At 54.1% G+C, this 15,164-nt stretch carries 14 protein-coding genes and 2 pseudogenes; 11 read left to right on the forward strand and 5 right to left on the reverse strand.

The genetic code is table 11. The features are described from left to right. Positions 1-174: 174 nt before the first annotated feature. Genes KTT_RS35760 through KTT_RS35770 form a run of 3 tightly spaced genes read left to right on the forward strand, consistent with a single transcriptional unit; the run spans position 175 to position 1,766 of the window. A complete protein-coding gene (locus KTT_RS35760; RefSeq protein ID WP_235845966.1) occupies positions 175-669 on the forward strand; it encodes a hypothetical protein in 495 nt (164 codons plus the stop codon). Next, a complete protein-coding gene (locus KTT_RS35765) occupies positions 663-932 on the forward strand; it encodes a BBE domain-containing protein (protein WP_126603104.1) in 270 nt (89 codons plus the stop codon). The genes KTT_RS35760 and KTT_RS35765 overlap by 7 nt, the downstream gene beginning before the upstream one ends. Positions 933-938: 6 nt before the next feature. Next, complete coding sequence (locus tag KTT_RS35770; protein WP_126603106.1) at positions 939-1,766, forward strand: GNAT family N-acetyltransferase; 828 nt, start codon at positions 939-941, stop codon at positions 1,764-1,766. A 328-nt stretch (positions 1,767-2,094) separates the two neighbouring features. Here the strand turns inward: KTT_RS35770 and KTT_RS35775 are convergent, their stop codons facing one another. After that, positions 2,095-2,412, reverse strand: a complete 318-nt coding sequence (locus KTT_RS35775) for a hypothetical protein (protein WP_126603108.1) — start codon at positions 2,410-2,412, stop codon at positions 2,095-2,097. A gap of 229 nt (positions 2,413-2,641) precedes the next feature. Here KTT_RS35775 and KTT_RS35780 point away from each other — a divergent pair, with 229 nt between their 5' ends. The 3 genes from KTT_RS35780 (at position 2,642) to KTT_RS35790 (ending at position 4,213) form a co-directional block, all read left to right on the forward strand. Continuing rightward, positions 2,642-2,824, forward strand: coding sequence for a hypothetical protein (locus KTT_RS35780; protein WP_126603110.1), 183 nt, complete (start codon positions 2,642-2,644; stop codon positions 2,822-2,824). A 264-nt stretch (positions 2,825-3,088) separates the two neighbouring features. Then, positions 3,089-3,277, forward strand: coding sequence for a DUF899 family protein (locus KTT_RS35785; RefSeq protein ID WP_126603112.1), 189 nt, complete (start codon positions 3,089-3,091; stop codon positions 3,275-3,277). Positions 3,278-3,862: 585 nt separating this feature from the next. Continuing rightward, complete coding sequence (locus KTT_RS35790) at positions 3,863-4,213, forward strand: response regulator (RefSeq protein ID WP_126603114.1); 351 nt, start codon at positions 3,863-3,865, stop codon at positions 4,211-4,213. 303 nt (positions 4,214-4,516) lie between these two features. Here KTT_RS35790 and KTT_RS37960 read toward each other — a convergent pair. Both KTT_RS37960 and KTT_RS35800 read right to left on the reverse strand, forming a co-directional pair. Further along, positions 4,517-6,139, reverse strand: a pseudogene (locus tag KTT_RS37960) (ISL3 family transposase). A gap of 317 nt (positions 6,140-6,456) precedes the next feature. Beyond that, positions 6,457-7,329: an alpha/beta fold hydrolase gene (locus tag KTT_RS35800; protein ID WP_218031090.1), complete on the reverse strand. Its 873-nt coding sequence runs from the start codon at positions 7,327-7,329 to the stop codon at positions 6,457-6,459. Positions 7,330-7,507: 178 nt separating this feature from the next. Here KTT_RS35800 and KTT_RS35805 point away from each other — a divergent pair, with 178 nt between their 5' ends. After that, the gene (locus KTT_RS35805) at positions 7,508-8,407 is read left to right on the forward strand and encodes a LysR family transcriptional regulator (protein ID WP_160146392.1); all 900 of its coding nucleotides are present in this window, start codon (positions 7,508-7,510) and stop codon (positions 8,405-8,407) included. Positions 8,408-8,463: 56 nt separating this feature from the next. Here the strand turns inward: KTT_RS35805 and KTT_RS35810 are convergent, their stop codons facing one another. Further along, on the reverse strand, positions 8,464-9,297 hold the full coding sequence (locus KTT_RS35810) for a helix-turn-helix transcriptional regulator (protein WP_126599257.1): 834 nt from the start codon (positions 9,295-9,297) through the stop codon (positions 8,464-8,466). Between the two features lie 182 nt (positions 9,298-9,479). Between KTT_RS35810 and KTT_RS35815 the strand changes: the two genes are divergently transcribed. Then, positions 9,480-10,325, forward strand: coding sequence for an NAD-dependent epimerase/dehydratase family protein (locus KTT_RS35815; RefSeq protein WP_126599259.1), 846 nt, complete (start codon positions 9,480-9,482; stop codon positions 10,323-10,325). 90 nt (positions 10,326-10,415) lie between these two features. On the opposite strand, the pseudogene KTT_RS35820 reads toward KTT_RS35815, so the two are convergent. After that, positions 10,416-10,763, reverse strand: a pseudogene (locus KTT_RS35820) (SDR family NAD(P)-dependent oxidoreductase); the annotation flags it as partial. A 22-nt stretch (positions 10,764-10,785) separates the two neighbouring features. Here KTT_RS35820 and KTT_RS36395 point away from each other — a divergent pair. The 3 genes from KTT_RS36395 to KTT_RS35830 all read left to right on the forward strand — a co-directional run bounded on the left by KTT_RS36395 (position 10,786) and on the right by KTT_RS35830 (position 15,045). Continuing rightward, positions 10,786-10,950: a hypothetical protein gene (locus KTT_RS36395; protein WP_160146110.1), complete on the forward strand. Its 165-nt coding sequence runs from the start codon at positions 10,786-10,788 to the stop codon at positions 10,948-10,950. A gap of 113 nt (positions 10,951-11,063) precedes the next feature. Further along, positions 11,064-13,751 (forward strand): winged helix-turn-helix domain-containing protein, encoded by a 2,688-nt coding sequence (locus KTT_RS35825; protein ID WP_126599260.1) that lies wholly within the window; start codon positions 11,064-11,066, stop codon positions 13,749-13,751. Positions 13,752-13,845: 94 nt separating this feature from the next. Next, a complete protein-coding gene (locus KTT_RS35830; RefSeq protein ID WP_126599262.1) occupies positions 13,846-15,045 on the forward strand; it encodes an alpha/beta fold hydrolase in 1,200 nt (399 codons plus the stop codon). The last annotated feature ends 119 nt before the right edge of the window (positions 15,046-15,164 follow it).

A 15,164-nucleotide genomic window follows, 5' to 3' on the forward strand; every position in this document is an offset into this window, starting at 1 on the left:
TGACCAGGTGCGAGCGATAGAACTGGTCACTGCAGATGGACAGCTTTTGCGTGCCAGTGCTCAGGAGAATGCTGAACTGTTCTGGGGTCTGCGTGGAGGTGGCGGGAACTTTGGTGTCGTTACCGCTTTCGAAGTAGCGCTGCATCCGGGTGGCACCGTTCTCGGCGGCATGATGTGTTTGAGGCAACTGAGGCCGAGCATACCATCTCAGAATATGCCCGTATTCACCTGGATGCACCGGATGAGTTGTCGACAGAAGCCGTGTTGGTGCTTGCGCCACCGGCTCCCTTTATTCCCGCCGACATGCAGGGAAAGCCAGTGCTAATGATCATTACGTGCTACACAGGGAATAGTCGCGAGGGAGAATGCATAATCGCTCCACTGCGCCAGATTGCTTGTCCTATCGCGGACCTGATTACGCTCATCCTCTACGCCGACATGTTTCAGTTTAATGAAGCTGGCGAGGTGCAAGGTCAGCAGCACCATGTGGTGACATTGTTTGCAGAGAAGTGCACACCGGAATTTATACATTCATTGGTTGAAGTGTCACAAGAGGTGATGTCTCCTCAGACGCTAATCCAATTCCGTATCCTTGGTGGCGCTATGCAGCGGATTGACAGCAACGCGACTGCTTTTGCCCATCGTGATAAAGAGGGTTGGTCATGGTAACCTATTATGCTCCACTAGCGTACGATCTGGGTGATCTTGCCACTCGTACACAACGAGTCTCTCACGTTATGGCTGCTTATGCCAGTGGTGCCTACGTGGGCTTTCAACCGGAAAAGGGTGAGCCAGGTGTCCATGAAGTCTATCCCCCCGCAACCTATGCCCGGCTTCTCGCCCTAAAGCGCCAATATGATCCAACCAATCTCTTTCACTTCAATCTGAATATCGTTCCTCTGCGAGAGCAGGAACAAGTAAATGAGGAATAGATACATATGCCCACATTTTTAAATAGCCTTTTCGATCCCGCTTTAAATGTAGCAACAGAGATCACGTACCAGACATCTACAAGCTATCTTGGCCGTATCTTTAACGCCCGGTTTTATGATGAGGGAGGGAGCAGATGGTTTGTGAATGAACCAGGAGTATTTAATAAGGTTATTAGTGCAGCGTTTACGGCCGATACACCAGAGAGCACTATCGACAAGACGCTTGTACGCGTTGCTGAGTCTTTTAAGAACGGACTGATGCTCTGGGATGTGGAGCCATCTCTCAATAGCACGATGTTGAAAGAGTCTTTATCTGCACATGGGTGGGTGAAGAGTGGGGAAGTACGATCAATGGTGCTTGACTTGCATGCTTTGAAAGTACCGGCAAAAACTCCATCTGAACTGACTATTGAGTTGGTTGAGAGTGAGGAAGCATTCAAAGAACATATTGACATTATGAGTACTGGTTTTGGTTTTCCTGAACCTATGGCCCGTTATCTGTCAAACCTCAATTATGGGCAGACTTTTTTGCATGATCCCAATGTGTATTATTATGTAGGTCGGGTACAGGGAGAACCGGTTACCATCTCTCTTGTCTTGTTGTGTGAAGGAATCGCTGGCATCTACAATGTTGCAACAATTCCTCAGGCGAGGCACCAAGGCTTTGGTACAGCTATCACTGTGGTTGCTTTACAGCAAGCGCTTGACCTGGGATATCGTATCGCGGCAATACAAGCTTCTGAGATGGGCGCACCTATCTATCGCGCTCTTGGTTTCCAGGATCATTTTATGTTCGATAGCTATGCCCTGGTCAAAGAAGGAAGCGCACAGTAAGCAGATGGCGATTTCTTGTGTAAATGCGAAGATGAAATGATCACGTTTTTTTCGTGGTGGCTTGGGGAGAAGGAAGGAAGGGGGAAACGGGAGGGAAAGCGCGTGAAGAGAGGACGGAGGCCGACGGAGGGAGGAGAAGGAGTGCTCAAACGGCGAAGAAAAAAGCAGTCCAAATACATATGGAATTGACGGTGCCAGCCTCCTGGTGTCATTCTTTGATCGATAGATGAGATGAATTTGTGAACAATACGTGAGAAGGGAACAAGGTGAGCAGGGCCGGTCACCGTGCTGGCCCTGCTCACTGCTGTGTGAGAGGATGTGTGTGGTGCTATGCGTCCGAGGTGGCGCGCAGGAATGCGGTCAGCTGAGCAGTGTGGATGGTGGCCCTAGGGAACGACGTGAGGACGTGAGCAACGATGCGCTGGAGATCGGCGTCAACGTGCTGGGGACGAGGCAGAGGCATAGCCTGCAGGCGTGTCCAGAGACCATCAGTGGAAGCGCCGTGCAGACCGAGCAGGGCGCGTTGCTGTGCTGATGAGAGGCCCGTGCGCTGGCGGTGGAGATGGAGGGAGTGGCCGAGAAAGCCAGGGGCGCTGGCGGCGAAGGTATACCGGGTTGTGAGGATGGACGTGTCGTCGGTCATCATGAGTATCCTTTCTCTGTGGTCGCCAGAAGCGGCGAAGAGAAGTTGTCTCACTTGTGTTCTACCGTCGCCGCGTGAACGTGTCGCACGAAACGGGACGAATGTTGGGAACTGGATGGAATAGTCGTGTAGGGAGGAAGAACAGGGGCTGCCGATCTCAGCAGTAGCTGATCGGCAGCCCCGTGTGTGTGCTCAGTGCGCGTGTGTGTTCTCTGAGGAGTCGGAGAGGAGGGTGGAGAGAGGGGCCTGGTCGAGGGTGGGCGCGGTGTGCGATGTGGGCCAGTTCCTGCTCAGTGGCCGGGAGACGGCAGAGGCGCAGCTGCGTCAGGCTGTTGAGCGAGCACCGCAGGAGGGCGGCGAGCTGTGCATCGGTGAGGCTATGTGGGTTGGTTCTGGGTGTGCTTTTGAAGCATGAAGCATGAAGCATGAAGAGCGACCCGTGGTCGCGTGCGGTCGGTACTGATCATTCTGTGGCGCAAGACGCTGCGCGGCATCGTCGTTTCCATGTTATCCCTCCCTCCAGGTGGAATGAGTGTCTGTTGCGTCCTTCTCAAGAGAGCAAGATGCAAGAAGTTTTTCTGGTTGGTTTCTTGTAGAGTACATCTACGTGCACATCACACGTGCTCTCGTGATGGGAGCCAAGCAGAACAATCCGGTCGTCAAAAGAATGGAGGACTTCATGAGTGACCCAACAGTCGTCTCTCGGGAGGAGTGGCTTGCTGCCCGTGAGGAGCTATTGAAGAAGGAGAAGGAACTTACCTACGCAAAGGACCAGCTCGCCGCAACGCGTCGGAAGCTGCCTATGGTCAAGATCGAGAAGGGATACGTTTTTGAGGGGCCAAACGGCAAGGTGAGTCTGCTCTTGTAAAACAGAGACGATATCGAACAGTTTTTCGTTGCCTGAGCAGGAAGGGGAGGGCAGAGGGAGGGGTTGGGGGATGGCGCTGTGTTATGCGGGCCTGGGATGCCGGTTCACACCCTGCGCCTGGCAGTGGGGTATTTCGTGTGGATGAAATGGGGAGTGTTCACGCGTGAGAGGGGATGTGAACGCATGCACGGGGTGGTGAACAGGGCAAAAAAGCGAGCGCGTTGGGTGGCGTTGCAGGCTGGCCAGCAGGACCCTGTCCGTGATGTGATGGGGGCGAGAGCAAACAGGGGCCACGTGGGGAGCGTTGCGCACGAGAGGGGACCAATGCCAGGGAGGGTGTGGTGTGAACGACAGCGGGCCAGCGCACTGGGGAAACCGCTTGCCATTGAGAGAAGCGGTATGGACTCCTGGAAATACAGGCTCACTGTTGCAGTTGAATGGTACCAGAACACATGTAACGTTTTCTCCTCTTCCTTCGTGATAATTATAAGCCTACTTTGCTGGAAGCAGAAAGGCATAAAAAGGAAGAATGTGTGAAATATTCCCCTACCTAGACAGCGCTCCGATTCTGATCATGTTAAAACGATGCTAATCGTCGAAGATGACCCCGATATCGGGGAAATGCTTGTGGCTTTTCTGCAAGATGCCACCGTCTATCAGGTGACCCATGTGCTCAATGGATTTGAGGCCCTCACAATGGTACAAGCCATTGTCCCGTGCCTCATCTTGCTTGACTATCACCTTCCTGGTATGAATGGATTAGAATGTTTGGATCTGCTCCGAGCAAGCAAAGGAGTGGAGGAAACTCCTATTATTTTCATGAGCGCTGCCGTTCCGCACCAGGCCCAGATACGCCTTGACTTAACCATCCTTGAGAAGCCGTTCGATATGGAGACCTTGCTTGATCTGATTACACACCTCCTTACGCAGAGTTAACACCGGCCTTTCTTTTCCCCTCGCTGTTTTCGTCCAAGAAGCAGGAAATCCAGAAGGGTTTCCTGCTTCTTGAGTTTCCCAAAAAATTTCACAGCTGTTTAGCCCAATGTACGAAGCTATGTTATTTTCAACGCTGCATCTTCAAAAATAACTGAGAAATACAGCCAGGAATATGTATGCGAGAATTACGGGGCGTAGAATTTTCTGTATTCAGGCCTTACAGGCCGCTCTAGAGATTTTTTGGAACAGTTATCTGATTGAAAAACGAATTTACTCTGATCTGTCCCACTTTTGGTGATGCTCTCACAATGCATGTAAGACTCGCTGGCGTAGTAAGGCAAAACCCGCCCGCCCATATCCCATGCGCTTGACGAGTTTGAGCTTATTCACATATCCCTCGACCAGGCCATTGTGATGAGGAAGAGTTAACCCAGCGACCACAGCAGCCTTGTCGCGCTCGATACCGGTCACAAAGCTTTGCAGTTCACGGATCTGGCTTTCTTTGACAGCAGTGAGCCAGCCATTCAGTTGATCGCCAGTGCGTTGGTGTAACATGGTCCGGAATTCCTGGACCAGCTTGTAGAGCGTTTTCGCTGTGCCATTGGTTTGGCAAATCGCAGTCAGAACAGCCTGCTCTTGTTGGTCAAGACTCTCTGGGTCACGCACAAAGAGCCAGACCACATCTTTGGCCACAAAATCCTGAACCAGCGTTGGAGGTGCCTCAACCGCTTGCTCAAGAGGAACCAGAACCCGTAGCCTCCTGAGAAAGCGATAAACGGTCTGGGGCGTCCCTGAGAAACGTCGCTTCTTGATTTCTTCATAGATTTGCGGACCGTTTCGTTGTCCCTCTTTCCATCGTTTCAGTACATAGGAGGCGTGGGGATCAAAGATGCTTTTTCGCTTTCGCCGTTCTTTAGCTTCGGGAAACGCCTTCGCTTTCAACCACTTTTGGATCGTGCGAGTTGTCAGGCCCACGCGCTGCGCAATCTCGGCTTGTTCAAATCATTGGGCTTTTAAGGCAAGAACTTGTTGATACCGGTCAAAGCGTTGCTCCCGGCGGGCCAGACGCTCTTGCTCATCCCTTGGAGCTGGAACCGGTTTCCATGTGCGAGGGGAAAATGCCTTCTTGCTCGTTGCAAGAGCATCCTGGACTTCTTGTGGCACTTCTTTGCGTGCGCTCTCTTCAGCCTGCTTTCGGATCTCGACCGCTTCGGTCAGGTTTTTGTAGAGATGAAATCTATCGGCCACCTCCGTCGCTTGCGGAGCGGCTTTCCGGACCGCTGCGGCGTAATCGCCACCGCGGTCACGGCTGATGATCTCTAGCTCCGGGTGTTCCGCCATCCAAGCGGCTGCGGTTTTTGCTGCCCGGTCGGGCAAGACCTCCAGCACTTTGTGCGTCTGAAGATCAACGAGAATACTGCCGAACTTGCGACCGCGCCGAAACGCAAAGTCGTCGATACCAATCTGTGGAACCTTCTCAACTGGCTCTAAAGGCAGTGCCATGATACGTCGGAGAATGGTCTGGCGCGTGGTTTGTATTCCCAAGCGGTCTGTGACACGAACCCCAAGTCTCCCGCCAGTCGCTAAACCGATGATTTGCACAATCTGAAACAGACGTTGCGTCACCCGTGCCCACGGAGCCATTAAGGAGGTGATCCGTTCAGCAAAGATTTTCCTCACACAGTTTATCACCTCGCAGAAGCATTTGCGGACGTGCAGCAACAAACGCACTTGCTGCCCGCTGCAAGGCAGGTCAGCGACCTTGCGCAGGTAGGAACTGTGTACTCGTATGGATGGTTCACCACACAGCGGGCAACAAGGGTGCTGATTTATGGAAACTGCCATGATAGTCAGTACGTCATCACTCATCTCAACAGATGCCACTTCTACTTCCTCTGGGAGAGCAGTTACTTGCTTCACTTCCATCTTCATCAGATCCTTCCACAAAAGCCTTATTATTTATGTAGAACGATCTATCGATCTATGGATAGCAAGCTGCCTGAATAACCAAAAGTGGGACAGATCCAAAAGAATATCCCATCTCTATAAAGATACTTTTCCCTTATGAAGAGTAAGGCCGTCAAACCATTCAAGAGCTAGCCGTGCAAAAACAATTCACCCCCAGGGCTTTTGTTCCCCTCTTTCCCAAGAAGTGCCCTCAGCAATAATTCACAGGCCCTGGGAAGATGGCGGAGAACCATTGATTCTCAACATGTGCACGTACTGTGCCTGCTTTTGGCGGCCTACGGCTCTTGTTCGGCGAAAAATGCGTTGAGTCGTTGGAGCAGTTCTTCTGGTTGTTCCTCTGCAATATAGTGGCCGCATTGTGGGATGATGCCGCCGGAGACGTGTTCAGCGAGCTGAGCGAGACTATAGAACGGCCAGCCTGCACCGCTGTATTCGCCTCCCAACGCTAAGGCCGGGATGCGTAATTTTTCTTTGCTGTATTCTTTAAAGAACTGGGCATTGGTTGAGAACGAGCGATAATACTCAAATCCGGCTCGTAAGGCATCTCGGCCAGAGTAACAACGAACGTACTCATCGATATCCTCTTGCGTGAAGGCAGCCGAATTTCTCGCACGGGAGAAGAACCACTGAAGCAGGATGTGCTCGCGTCCTTCGGCAAGAGATTCCGCCAGGTTCCTGGGAGCCTGGAACAGGCCGAAGTGCCAGATTTTGAGTTTGGTGACAAAATCTTCGCTTCCAAAGCCTTCAACGGGACTGTCCAGGATCACGAGGCGCTGCACAGCCTCACGGTACCGAGCGGCATAGGCATAGGCGGTTAAGACCCCCAGATCATGACCGACGAGGAAAACCTGTTGGAAACCCAGAGAGCGCACCAGCGAGAAGGTGTCCTCAGCCAGCGTGGAGGCATCATAGCCGCTGTCGGTTCGTTCCGAATCGCCTATCCCACGCGAATCGGGCGCGATCACCGTATATTTCTCGGCGAGTGCAGGCATGATTTTTCGCCATGCGTACCAGGTCTGAGGCCAGCCGTGGAGCAGCAGCACCGGAGATCCTTGGCCGCCAATCACATAATGTAAACGGACCCCATTGACTTGTGCTGTTTGATGGGTAAAGAGAGGCTCTAATGGAGCCGGAAGTGGTGTCATCATTTTGTCCTTTCTGTTGTTGAATCCCTCTTGAGCAGACGGGATTCTGTGCAGACGTATCCTACAATACGTCGTCACACGGATCATGTGCTTGCGCTCCATCAGCATACCAGAGTATGATGTATCGAACAACACAAAGTATTCGAAGCAAACATTCATTTTTACTGATAGTTGGAGGATTATGGATCTACGGCATTTGCAGACGTTCAAGGTGATTGCGGAGGCAGGGAGTTTTGTCCAGGCTGCCGAGCGACTGCAATACGCGCAATCAACACTCACATTACACATTCAGCAACTTGAAGCGGAGCTGGGAGTCGAACTCTTTGATCGCCAACGGAGAAAAATTCAGCTGACTGCCGCAGGACACACACTCCTCATCCACGCTCAGCATGTCCTCAATCACGTCGAGCAAATGCAGCAGGATCTCTCAGATCTCGCCGCAGGAGAGAGCGGCACGTTACGTGTGGGCATGATCGAGCCAATAGCACGCCTCTATCTTATGCAGGTCATGTGCACCTTTCATGAGCGCTATCCCCGGATCCGTCTCACCATCGAGATCCTGAGCACAAACCGCACGCACGAACAACTCCTAGCCAATCAGATTGATCTCGGCATCTCAACACCACCACCCGCCAACGGAGGACTCAACTTCGAACCAATCCTGACCGAAACGCCTGTCCTACTCCTCCCCGAAAACCATGTTCTCCTGCAACAAGACGAGATCGTGCTGAGCGATCTATGTGCTGAATGCTTGCTCCTCACGGATCCGCCCTGTGCCTATCGCATGGCGATCGAGCAAGCCTTTATGGCACGCGGACTTCCACTGGCAATTGGCATTGAGATCGGGAGTCTCGAAATTATCAAGCAAGCCGTCCAGCAAGGAATGGGCGTCGCAATCATGCCGAAACTCGCCACATACCATATTCCAGACGGCACGGTTATCCGACGTATCAAAGACTGGAAGCTGCATCTGCCTCTTGGTCTCATCACCAGAGAAGTTCCGCTTCCACAAAGCAAGGCAATACAAGCGTTCAGCTCCCTGTTCAAACAGGCCGTCGCAGACGCTGGAGCAGCGGCTTGATATCTACCAACCCACGAGATGTGCAACGAGACGCGGGTTTGGCTTATGATCTCCCATCAAGAGGTAGCAGACAACGCCTGTTCTAGCTTTGAAGCGGTTGCAGGGGAAGCGGCATAGACTTTCACACGGAGATCGGAAGAAAAAGAGGCTTGAAAGGTCACATGGTCAAATTCCAGGAGACCGAGCGCCGGGTGGATCATGGATCGTGGTCCATTGGGCAACCCTCGTACATCCTGTTGCTCCCACCATTCCCGAAATAATGGGCTCATGTCCTGCAAATCATGGAGTAATTCTTCAAACGAGGCATCGCCCGGATAGCGGGCGTAATCGGCACGAAATTGGGCCACCAGATTGCGCATCTGCACCTCCCAGTCAAGATCGGGCGAGCGTCCTTGCAACTGCAAGTAGCGCCAGACCACATTGAGCGAGTGCGGTGGAAAGGGCTCATCAAAGCGAAAGAGCAGGCCAGCCGCCCGATTCCAGAAGAGAACGTCCCAGCGCCGCCCGATCACAAAGGCTGGATGAGGAGTTAGCGCGTCCACCGTGCGTCGTAATGCCAGTGGAACCTCTTCTTCCTCTGCTGGCGCTTTCGCTGGCAGGGTGTGACCTGAAAGCCTGAACAGATGCTGCTCCTCTGCAGGGGTGAGCCTGAGCGCCTGCGCTATGCTTTCCAGAACGGACATTGAGGGATGAACCTCCTGTCCCTGCTCCAGCAAGGTATACCAGGAGACCCCGATATTCGCCAATTCCGCCACGTCTTCGCGCCGCAGCCCTGGCGTTCGGCGCCTGCTGCGTGCTGGTAATCCTACCTCTGCTTGAGAGAGCCGGGCGCGGCGGGTGCGCAAGAAGGCCGCGAGCGCTTGTCGGCGTTCTCGTTCTGTCTCTTCCATCTGTTCCATCTCCTTATCCTACTACTCGCAATCATACGATCACGAGAGGTTGGTTATCTGATTCTCTCTCAAGCATACTAAGCATGTCGTATCCAGGTCAAGCGAAACGTGCGAAGAGACCTGGCAATGCCTCTCTTTCGACAGTAAGAGAGAAGTTTTCATCCACAAGGAGTCAAATGATCATGAAAACCATTCTTGTCACTGGTGCAACTGGTAAGGTTGGGAGCCATTTCGTACCCCGTCTGTTGCAACGCGAACATACCGTGCGTCTTCTCGTTCGCCGAGCGGAGCAGGCTGAGGCTTTCCGCAAGCTGGGAGCTGAGGTGATCGTGGGAGATCTGAGCCAGCCAGAGAGCCTCGCTTCGGCTGTTACGGGAGTCCAGACCGTAGTTCATCTGGCAGCCTTCTTCCGGGGAACTGACCAGGAGCGAATCAGGACGACCAATGAGGAAGGTGCTCTGGCTCTGGCGAACGCCTCCCTTTCCGCAGGAGTTGAGCGTTTTGTCTTCACCAGCACGAACCTGGTCTATGGTCCGGGTCGTGGTCGGCCTGTGCGCGAAGATGACCTCCTCCAGCCAGCATCCACCTATCCGCAGACCAAGGCCGCAGCTGAACAGGCGCTACAGGAACTGTATCGCACGCGAGGGTTGGGAGTGCGTATCCTGCGTCTGGGTTTTGTCTATGGAGAAGGAGATCCGCATGTGACCGACTTCCTGCCACTCACGCAATCGTGGCATCCGGCAAAACGGCTGCATATGGTGCATCATGCCGATGTCTCACAGGCATTACTGCGTGCTGTTGCCACCTCTGGGATCGATGGCCAGATCTACAATGTTGCTGATGATGCACCCATGAGTCTCGCAGAGTTGCGGCACCTGAATGGTCTGCCGGAAGGTGCAAGTGACGCAGCAGCTCCCTTCAACGATCCGTGGGAAGGGATCGTTGATATCCTTCGCATCCGAGATGAACTGGGTTTCCGCCCCTTCTATCCTTCGTATTATGCTGCTAGAGATGCAGGTGTGCTTTAATGCCGTTGCCAGTGAGAGACGGACTTGTCTCTCACTGGCAACAAGATGTTTCCACATCGCGTGGGAAGGACCCACGGGGTGCGCAACGAGATTTAAGTAATCTTTTTGTTTCTGTGTGAAGTCTCTTTGCAGCCCCGTGGCGACACCGCCGGGGTTGACAGCGTTGGCGACGATACCGTCAGCGGCCCAGTGGCGTGTAACTTCGACCGCGAATAACGAGTCGGCGGTCTTGGACTGTGCGTAGGCTGCCTGTGGGTCGTACTCGTGCCGTTCGAAATGGATGTCGTCTAACACGACCGGTGATCTCATATGTGCCGTGGAGCTGACTGAGACGATGCGTGCCTCGCCCCGTTCGCGGGCACCAATGGCGAGGGCGTCATGCAATCCGAGGTTCAGGGTGAAGTGGCCAAGGTAATTGGTGACGAACTGCAGTTCCCATTCAATTGGAGAAAGAATATCGATGAATAACGCGCACTGCATCCTCCGTCCAGATGTACTGTTCCTCCACATCGATGCCGTCCTGCAGGATGACGTGAATGAACCGATGTACGTTGAGCAGTCACTCCTGCAGATGTTCACACAAAATGGTCAGTTCCGTCCGCTTCCTGGCGTAATCTACCATTGACGCTCACTTCGCAGTGGGTTATAGTATCAACAAGTGGTTGATTGGTCCAGGTCCAACCATACAAATATGGAAAGAGATCCACAAGTGCAAAGGAGTTTGAAAGGCTCAACCTCGTGTCTGACCTCACTATTCCTATAACCAAATGTTTGGTTCCGCCCGTCCGCACACACTATCTTGACCGCACCAGACTCCTGGACCATATGCTGGCATTGGGACCGTATCCGCTGGTTCTCCTTTCGGCAACGGCAGGCTTTGGAAAAACGACCCTGCTGGCAAGCTGGGCTCGGCTTCAGCAATCGCCTGTAGCGTGGCTCCAACTTGATGCGCTGGATAACGATCCTGCTCGCTTCTGGCTCTCGCTGCTGACAGCCATGCGAGTGTGTTGGCCATATCTGGGGGAATCTTTACTAGCTCAGCTGAACGCGCTACAGCCCCCACTGCTGCTGTCACTGGCCACCACGCTTATCAACGAAATTGCACAGGAGAAGCAAAATATCATGCTGGTGCTGGATGACTACCATATCGTGGAAAATCCTTTGATCCAGCAGGTGATCACTTTCCTGGTTGAACATGCCCCGTCCCATTTTCACTTGTTGCTTGCCAGTCGTGTTGATCCCGATCTGCCTCTGGCTCGCTGGCGCTTTCGCGGTCTACTTGGCGAACTGCGTACTTCCGAACTGCGCTTGAACGCAGTTGAAGCCGCTCACTATGTCCAGCGAGTCGCTGGCCAGGTCTTGTCTGAGGAGACGCTGAATCGCCTGTTGGAGCGCACCGAAGGCTGGATTGCCGGCATGCAACTCGCAGCACTTTCCTTGCGCGGTCAAGCTGATCCGACCAGCGTGCTGCCCTCCTTGAGTGGCAAGCAGCGCTTTCTCCTGGACTATGTGCAGGATGAGATCCTGGCGCAGCAAGCCCCGGAGGTCAGGCATTTTCTCCTTCGTGCCTCAATACTGGAGCGCTTGCAGGCCGATCTCTGCCAGGCAGTTCTGAGTGAGCCGAACAGTCAGATGCTCCTTGAGCAAGCGGAACGCTCAAACCTCTTCCTGGTTGCGCTTGATGAAGATCGCCAGTGGTTTCGCTTCCACACCCTTTTTCGCGAAGCGCTGCTTGCGCTTCTGTGCGAGCAGGAACCAGAGACTCTTCCTGGGCTGCACCAGCGCGCAGGCATCTGGCTCGCAGAGCACGAACAGCTTCACGAGGCCATTAACCACCTACTGACCGCGCAAGATTACCCCACCGCGGCCCAGCTTATCCGTCGCTTTATCAGCCCGCAGCATTGGCGCAATGAGTACCGCACACTGCTCACCTGGCTGGAGTGGCTGCCGCGGGAGGAAGTGCTTGCCCATCCTGATCTGAGCTTCTGGTGGGCCTTTTCCTTGATCCTGACCTCTCTGCACCGCCTGAGCGATCCCGGTCTCAGTGTGACCATCCTGGCCGCACTCCAACAGGCTGAGGAGGGTTTTCGGGCTGCTGGCAACGTGTATGGCGTCGGGCAGGTGCATACCATGCGGATGATTGTCTCTGCCAACCAGGGCGACTTTTCCACAAGCATTGAAGAGGCACGCCTGGCTCTGGATGTGCTGCCCGCCCACGATCGTCAGTGGCGCTATCGCGCGCTGGCGGGTGCCGCTCTAGGCAGTGTCTTCCACGGTGATCTGCGGGCCGCATACGAGCAGGCCCAGGAAGCTCTGACCCTCTCCACAGCAGCCCGCTGGTTACCTTCCATGCAAGACGCAGCCGTGTACCTGGGCGAGGTCTATCTACGGCGTGGCGAACTGGGTCAGGCGGCCAGTTATTTCCGTCAATCCCAGGCCTTTGCGGAAGAATATCTGCATCTCAGTCAACTCCAACTTGTCCAGGCCTCTGGCCTGCGCCTCAACCACTACGACCGCATGGCCCTCTACTGTCTGGCCGCCATTGCCTACGCTCGTAATGAGATCGACGAAGCTCGATCAACCATGCAGAACGCCTTGAAGCAGGGTCCGATGGTCTTCTTCCCTACGTTAACGCCCGGTTTCCTGTTGCAACTCCGTCTTGCTTTGACTCCCGGCTCACCGGTATCCGCTCGCACGCTTCTCCAGCAGCACGTGACAGACGCGAAGCTGCCACTGGAAAGACGTGAAGCAAATCTGGCTGAGGCCTGGCTAGCTCTCAAGCAGGGGAATCTCGCGCATACCCAGCGCTGGGCCGCGCAGCTTCTGGCCGGATCTGACGGAGACTATCCCTATATCCGCCGCTGCGAGGAGCAGTTGCTCCTCGCCCGCCTGTGCCTCGCCGAAGGGCGCGCCGATGAGGCACTGGCGCAGCTTTCAATCCTCCAGGCCGATGGGGAGGCACACGAGCATGTCACTGTCTTGCTCGAAACGCTCGTCCTGACCACCCTGGCCCACCAGGCACTCGGCGCTTCTAATCTGGCCCAGGGCAGCCTGCGTGAGGCGCTCACCCGTGCTCAGCCGGAGGAGAATCTCCGCCTCTTCCTTGATGAAGGCGACGCACTGGTACCCCTGCTCGCCGCGCTGCTGCCTGATCTCCAGGATCAGCCGCTCCACGATTTTGTGGCTCGCCTGCTTTCCGCTGCAATGCCCGCTCAGACATCCTCTGATCTTCTGGAAACCCTGACGCCGCAAGAAACGCGAGTCCTGCATCTGCTCGCCGCCGGGTTCTCGAATCAGCAGATTGCTGAGGAACTGGTGATCACGCTGGTCACCGCCAAAAAGCATGTGAGCAATATCCTTGGCAAGCTGAACGTAAGCAGTCGAACCCAGGCCCTCGCCCAGGCTCGCAAACGCGGTCTGCTCTAAATCTACTCCCTTTCTACTGCTTTGGTATACCGCGCTGATACGGCATCTCGCTGTATCCTTGGCATAGATCACAGAGAAAGGATACAAGACTCCAATGACTACCTATACAGTACCAACTCGCACTACTATCTCATTTCCGATTGGTTACTATCACTTGCATTCAGATGAAAGCGTCAACTTTCAACTGAACCGCTTCTATAGCTGGGTCGGTGATCCTGCTATGCTCGACGAAATGCGTGCCGTCTCGGCTGGCGTCAGCGACTACCCGACGTTCCAGCGCATCTTTATCAATCTGGGCGAAAAATACCTGGCTCTGGGTGAAACGCTCAAAGGCGCTACCTATCTTCGCCTGGCCGAGTTCTTTCTTTCTGTTCATGATGAGCGGAAACAGCCAATTCGACGGCGCTTTATCCAACTTGTACGGGACCACTATGGAGTGACACCCGAGAATCATAGCCAGATCCCCTTCGCAGATGGCTGGCTATCGGCCTATCGCTTTACCCCCGCACATCCAAAAGGAACGATTGTGGTCTTCGGCGGCTTTGATAGTTACATCGAAGAGTGGTTCCTGGGCGGCTTTGCCTTTGAGCAGGCTGGCTACGATGTGGTCCTCTTCGAGGGTCCTGGTCAGGGCACGCCACTGGAAGATGCCGGGCTCACCTTTACGCCCGCCTGGGATACAGTTGTCAAAACAGTGCTGGATTATTACCAGCTCTCTGACGTGACGTTGATGGGTTTCTCCATGGGGGGGGGCCTGGTTGTGCGTTCTGCTGCTTATGAAAAACGCGTTCAGCGCATCATCTCCTACGGCATCATGACCAGCTTTCTAGACGTTCAGTTGCGCATGTTTTTAGAGCCTGTGCGTGCGCAGATCCTAAATTGGTTAAACAGTGGCAACGCTGACGCCCTCAACTCCTTTGTCCAGGAAGCCCAGAAAAAGAGCCTCCTCCTGGAATGGGTGATGGAGCAAGCCATGCACACATTCGGCCAGCAGACTCCCTTTGACGTCTTTGCGGCGCTTCAAGCCTATGAGACCGCCTCGGTTTCTCCACTGGTCACGCAAGATGTTCTGCTGCTCCATGGAACCAAAGACCACTACATTCCAACTCATCAGTTCGTTGATCAGATCGCTCTGTTGACCAATGCTCGCTCCTTGACTGCTCGCGCATTTACTGAGTATGAACAGGCGCAGAACCACTGTCAGGTTGGCAACTACGGGCTGGCTCTCCGCGAAGTTCTGACCTGGCTTGACGCTTTGCAGAAACGCGATGCAGAGCTTGCGGAAACACGCTAGACGCGCTCTTTCGGACAACATGCTCTGGCGAGGCCTGAAGCACTTGCGGGGTCCCAGTTTGCCACTGTAGGGGTAAAATTGCATACCATTATGCACATTGCACAAAGAGCTTTTCGTGT

Origin of the sequence: Dictyobacter aurantiacus (genome assembly GCF_003967515.1) — a bacterium.
GTDB classification, from domain to species: Bacteria; Chloroflexota; Ktedonobacteria; order Ktedonobacterales; family Ktedonobacteraceae; genus Dictyobacter; species Dictyobacter aurantiacus.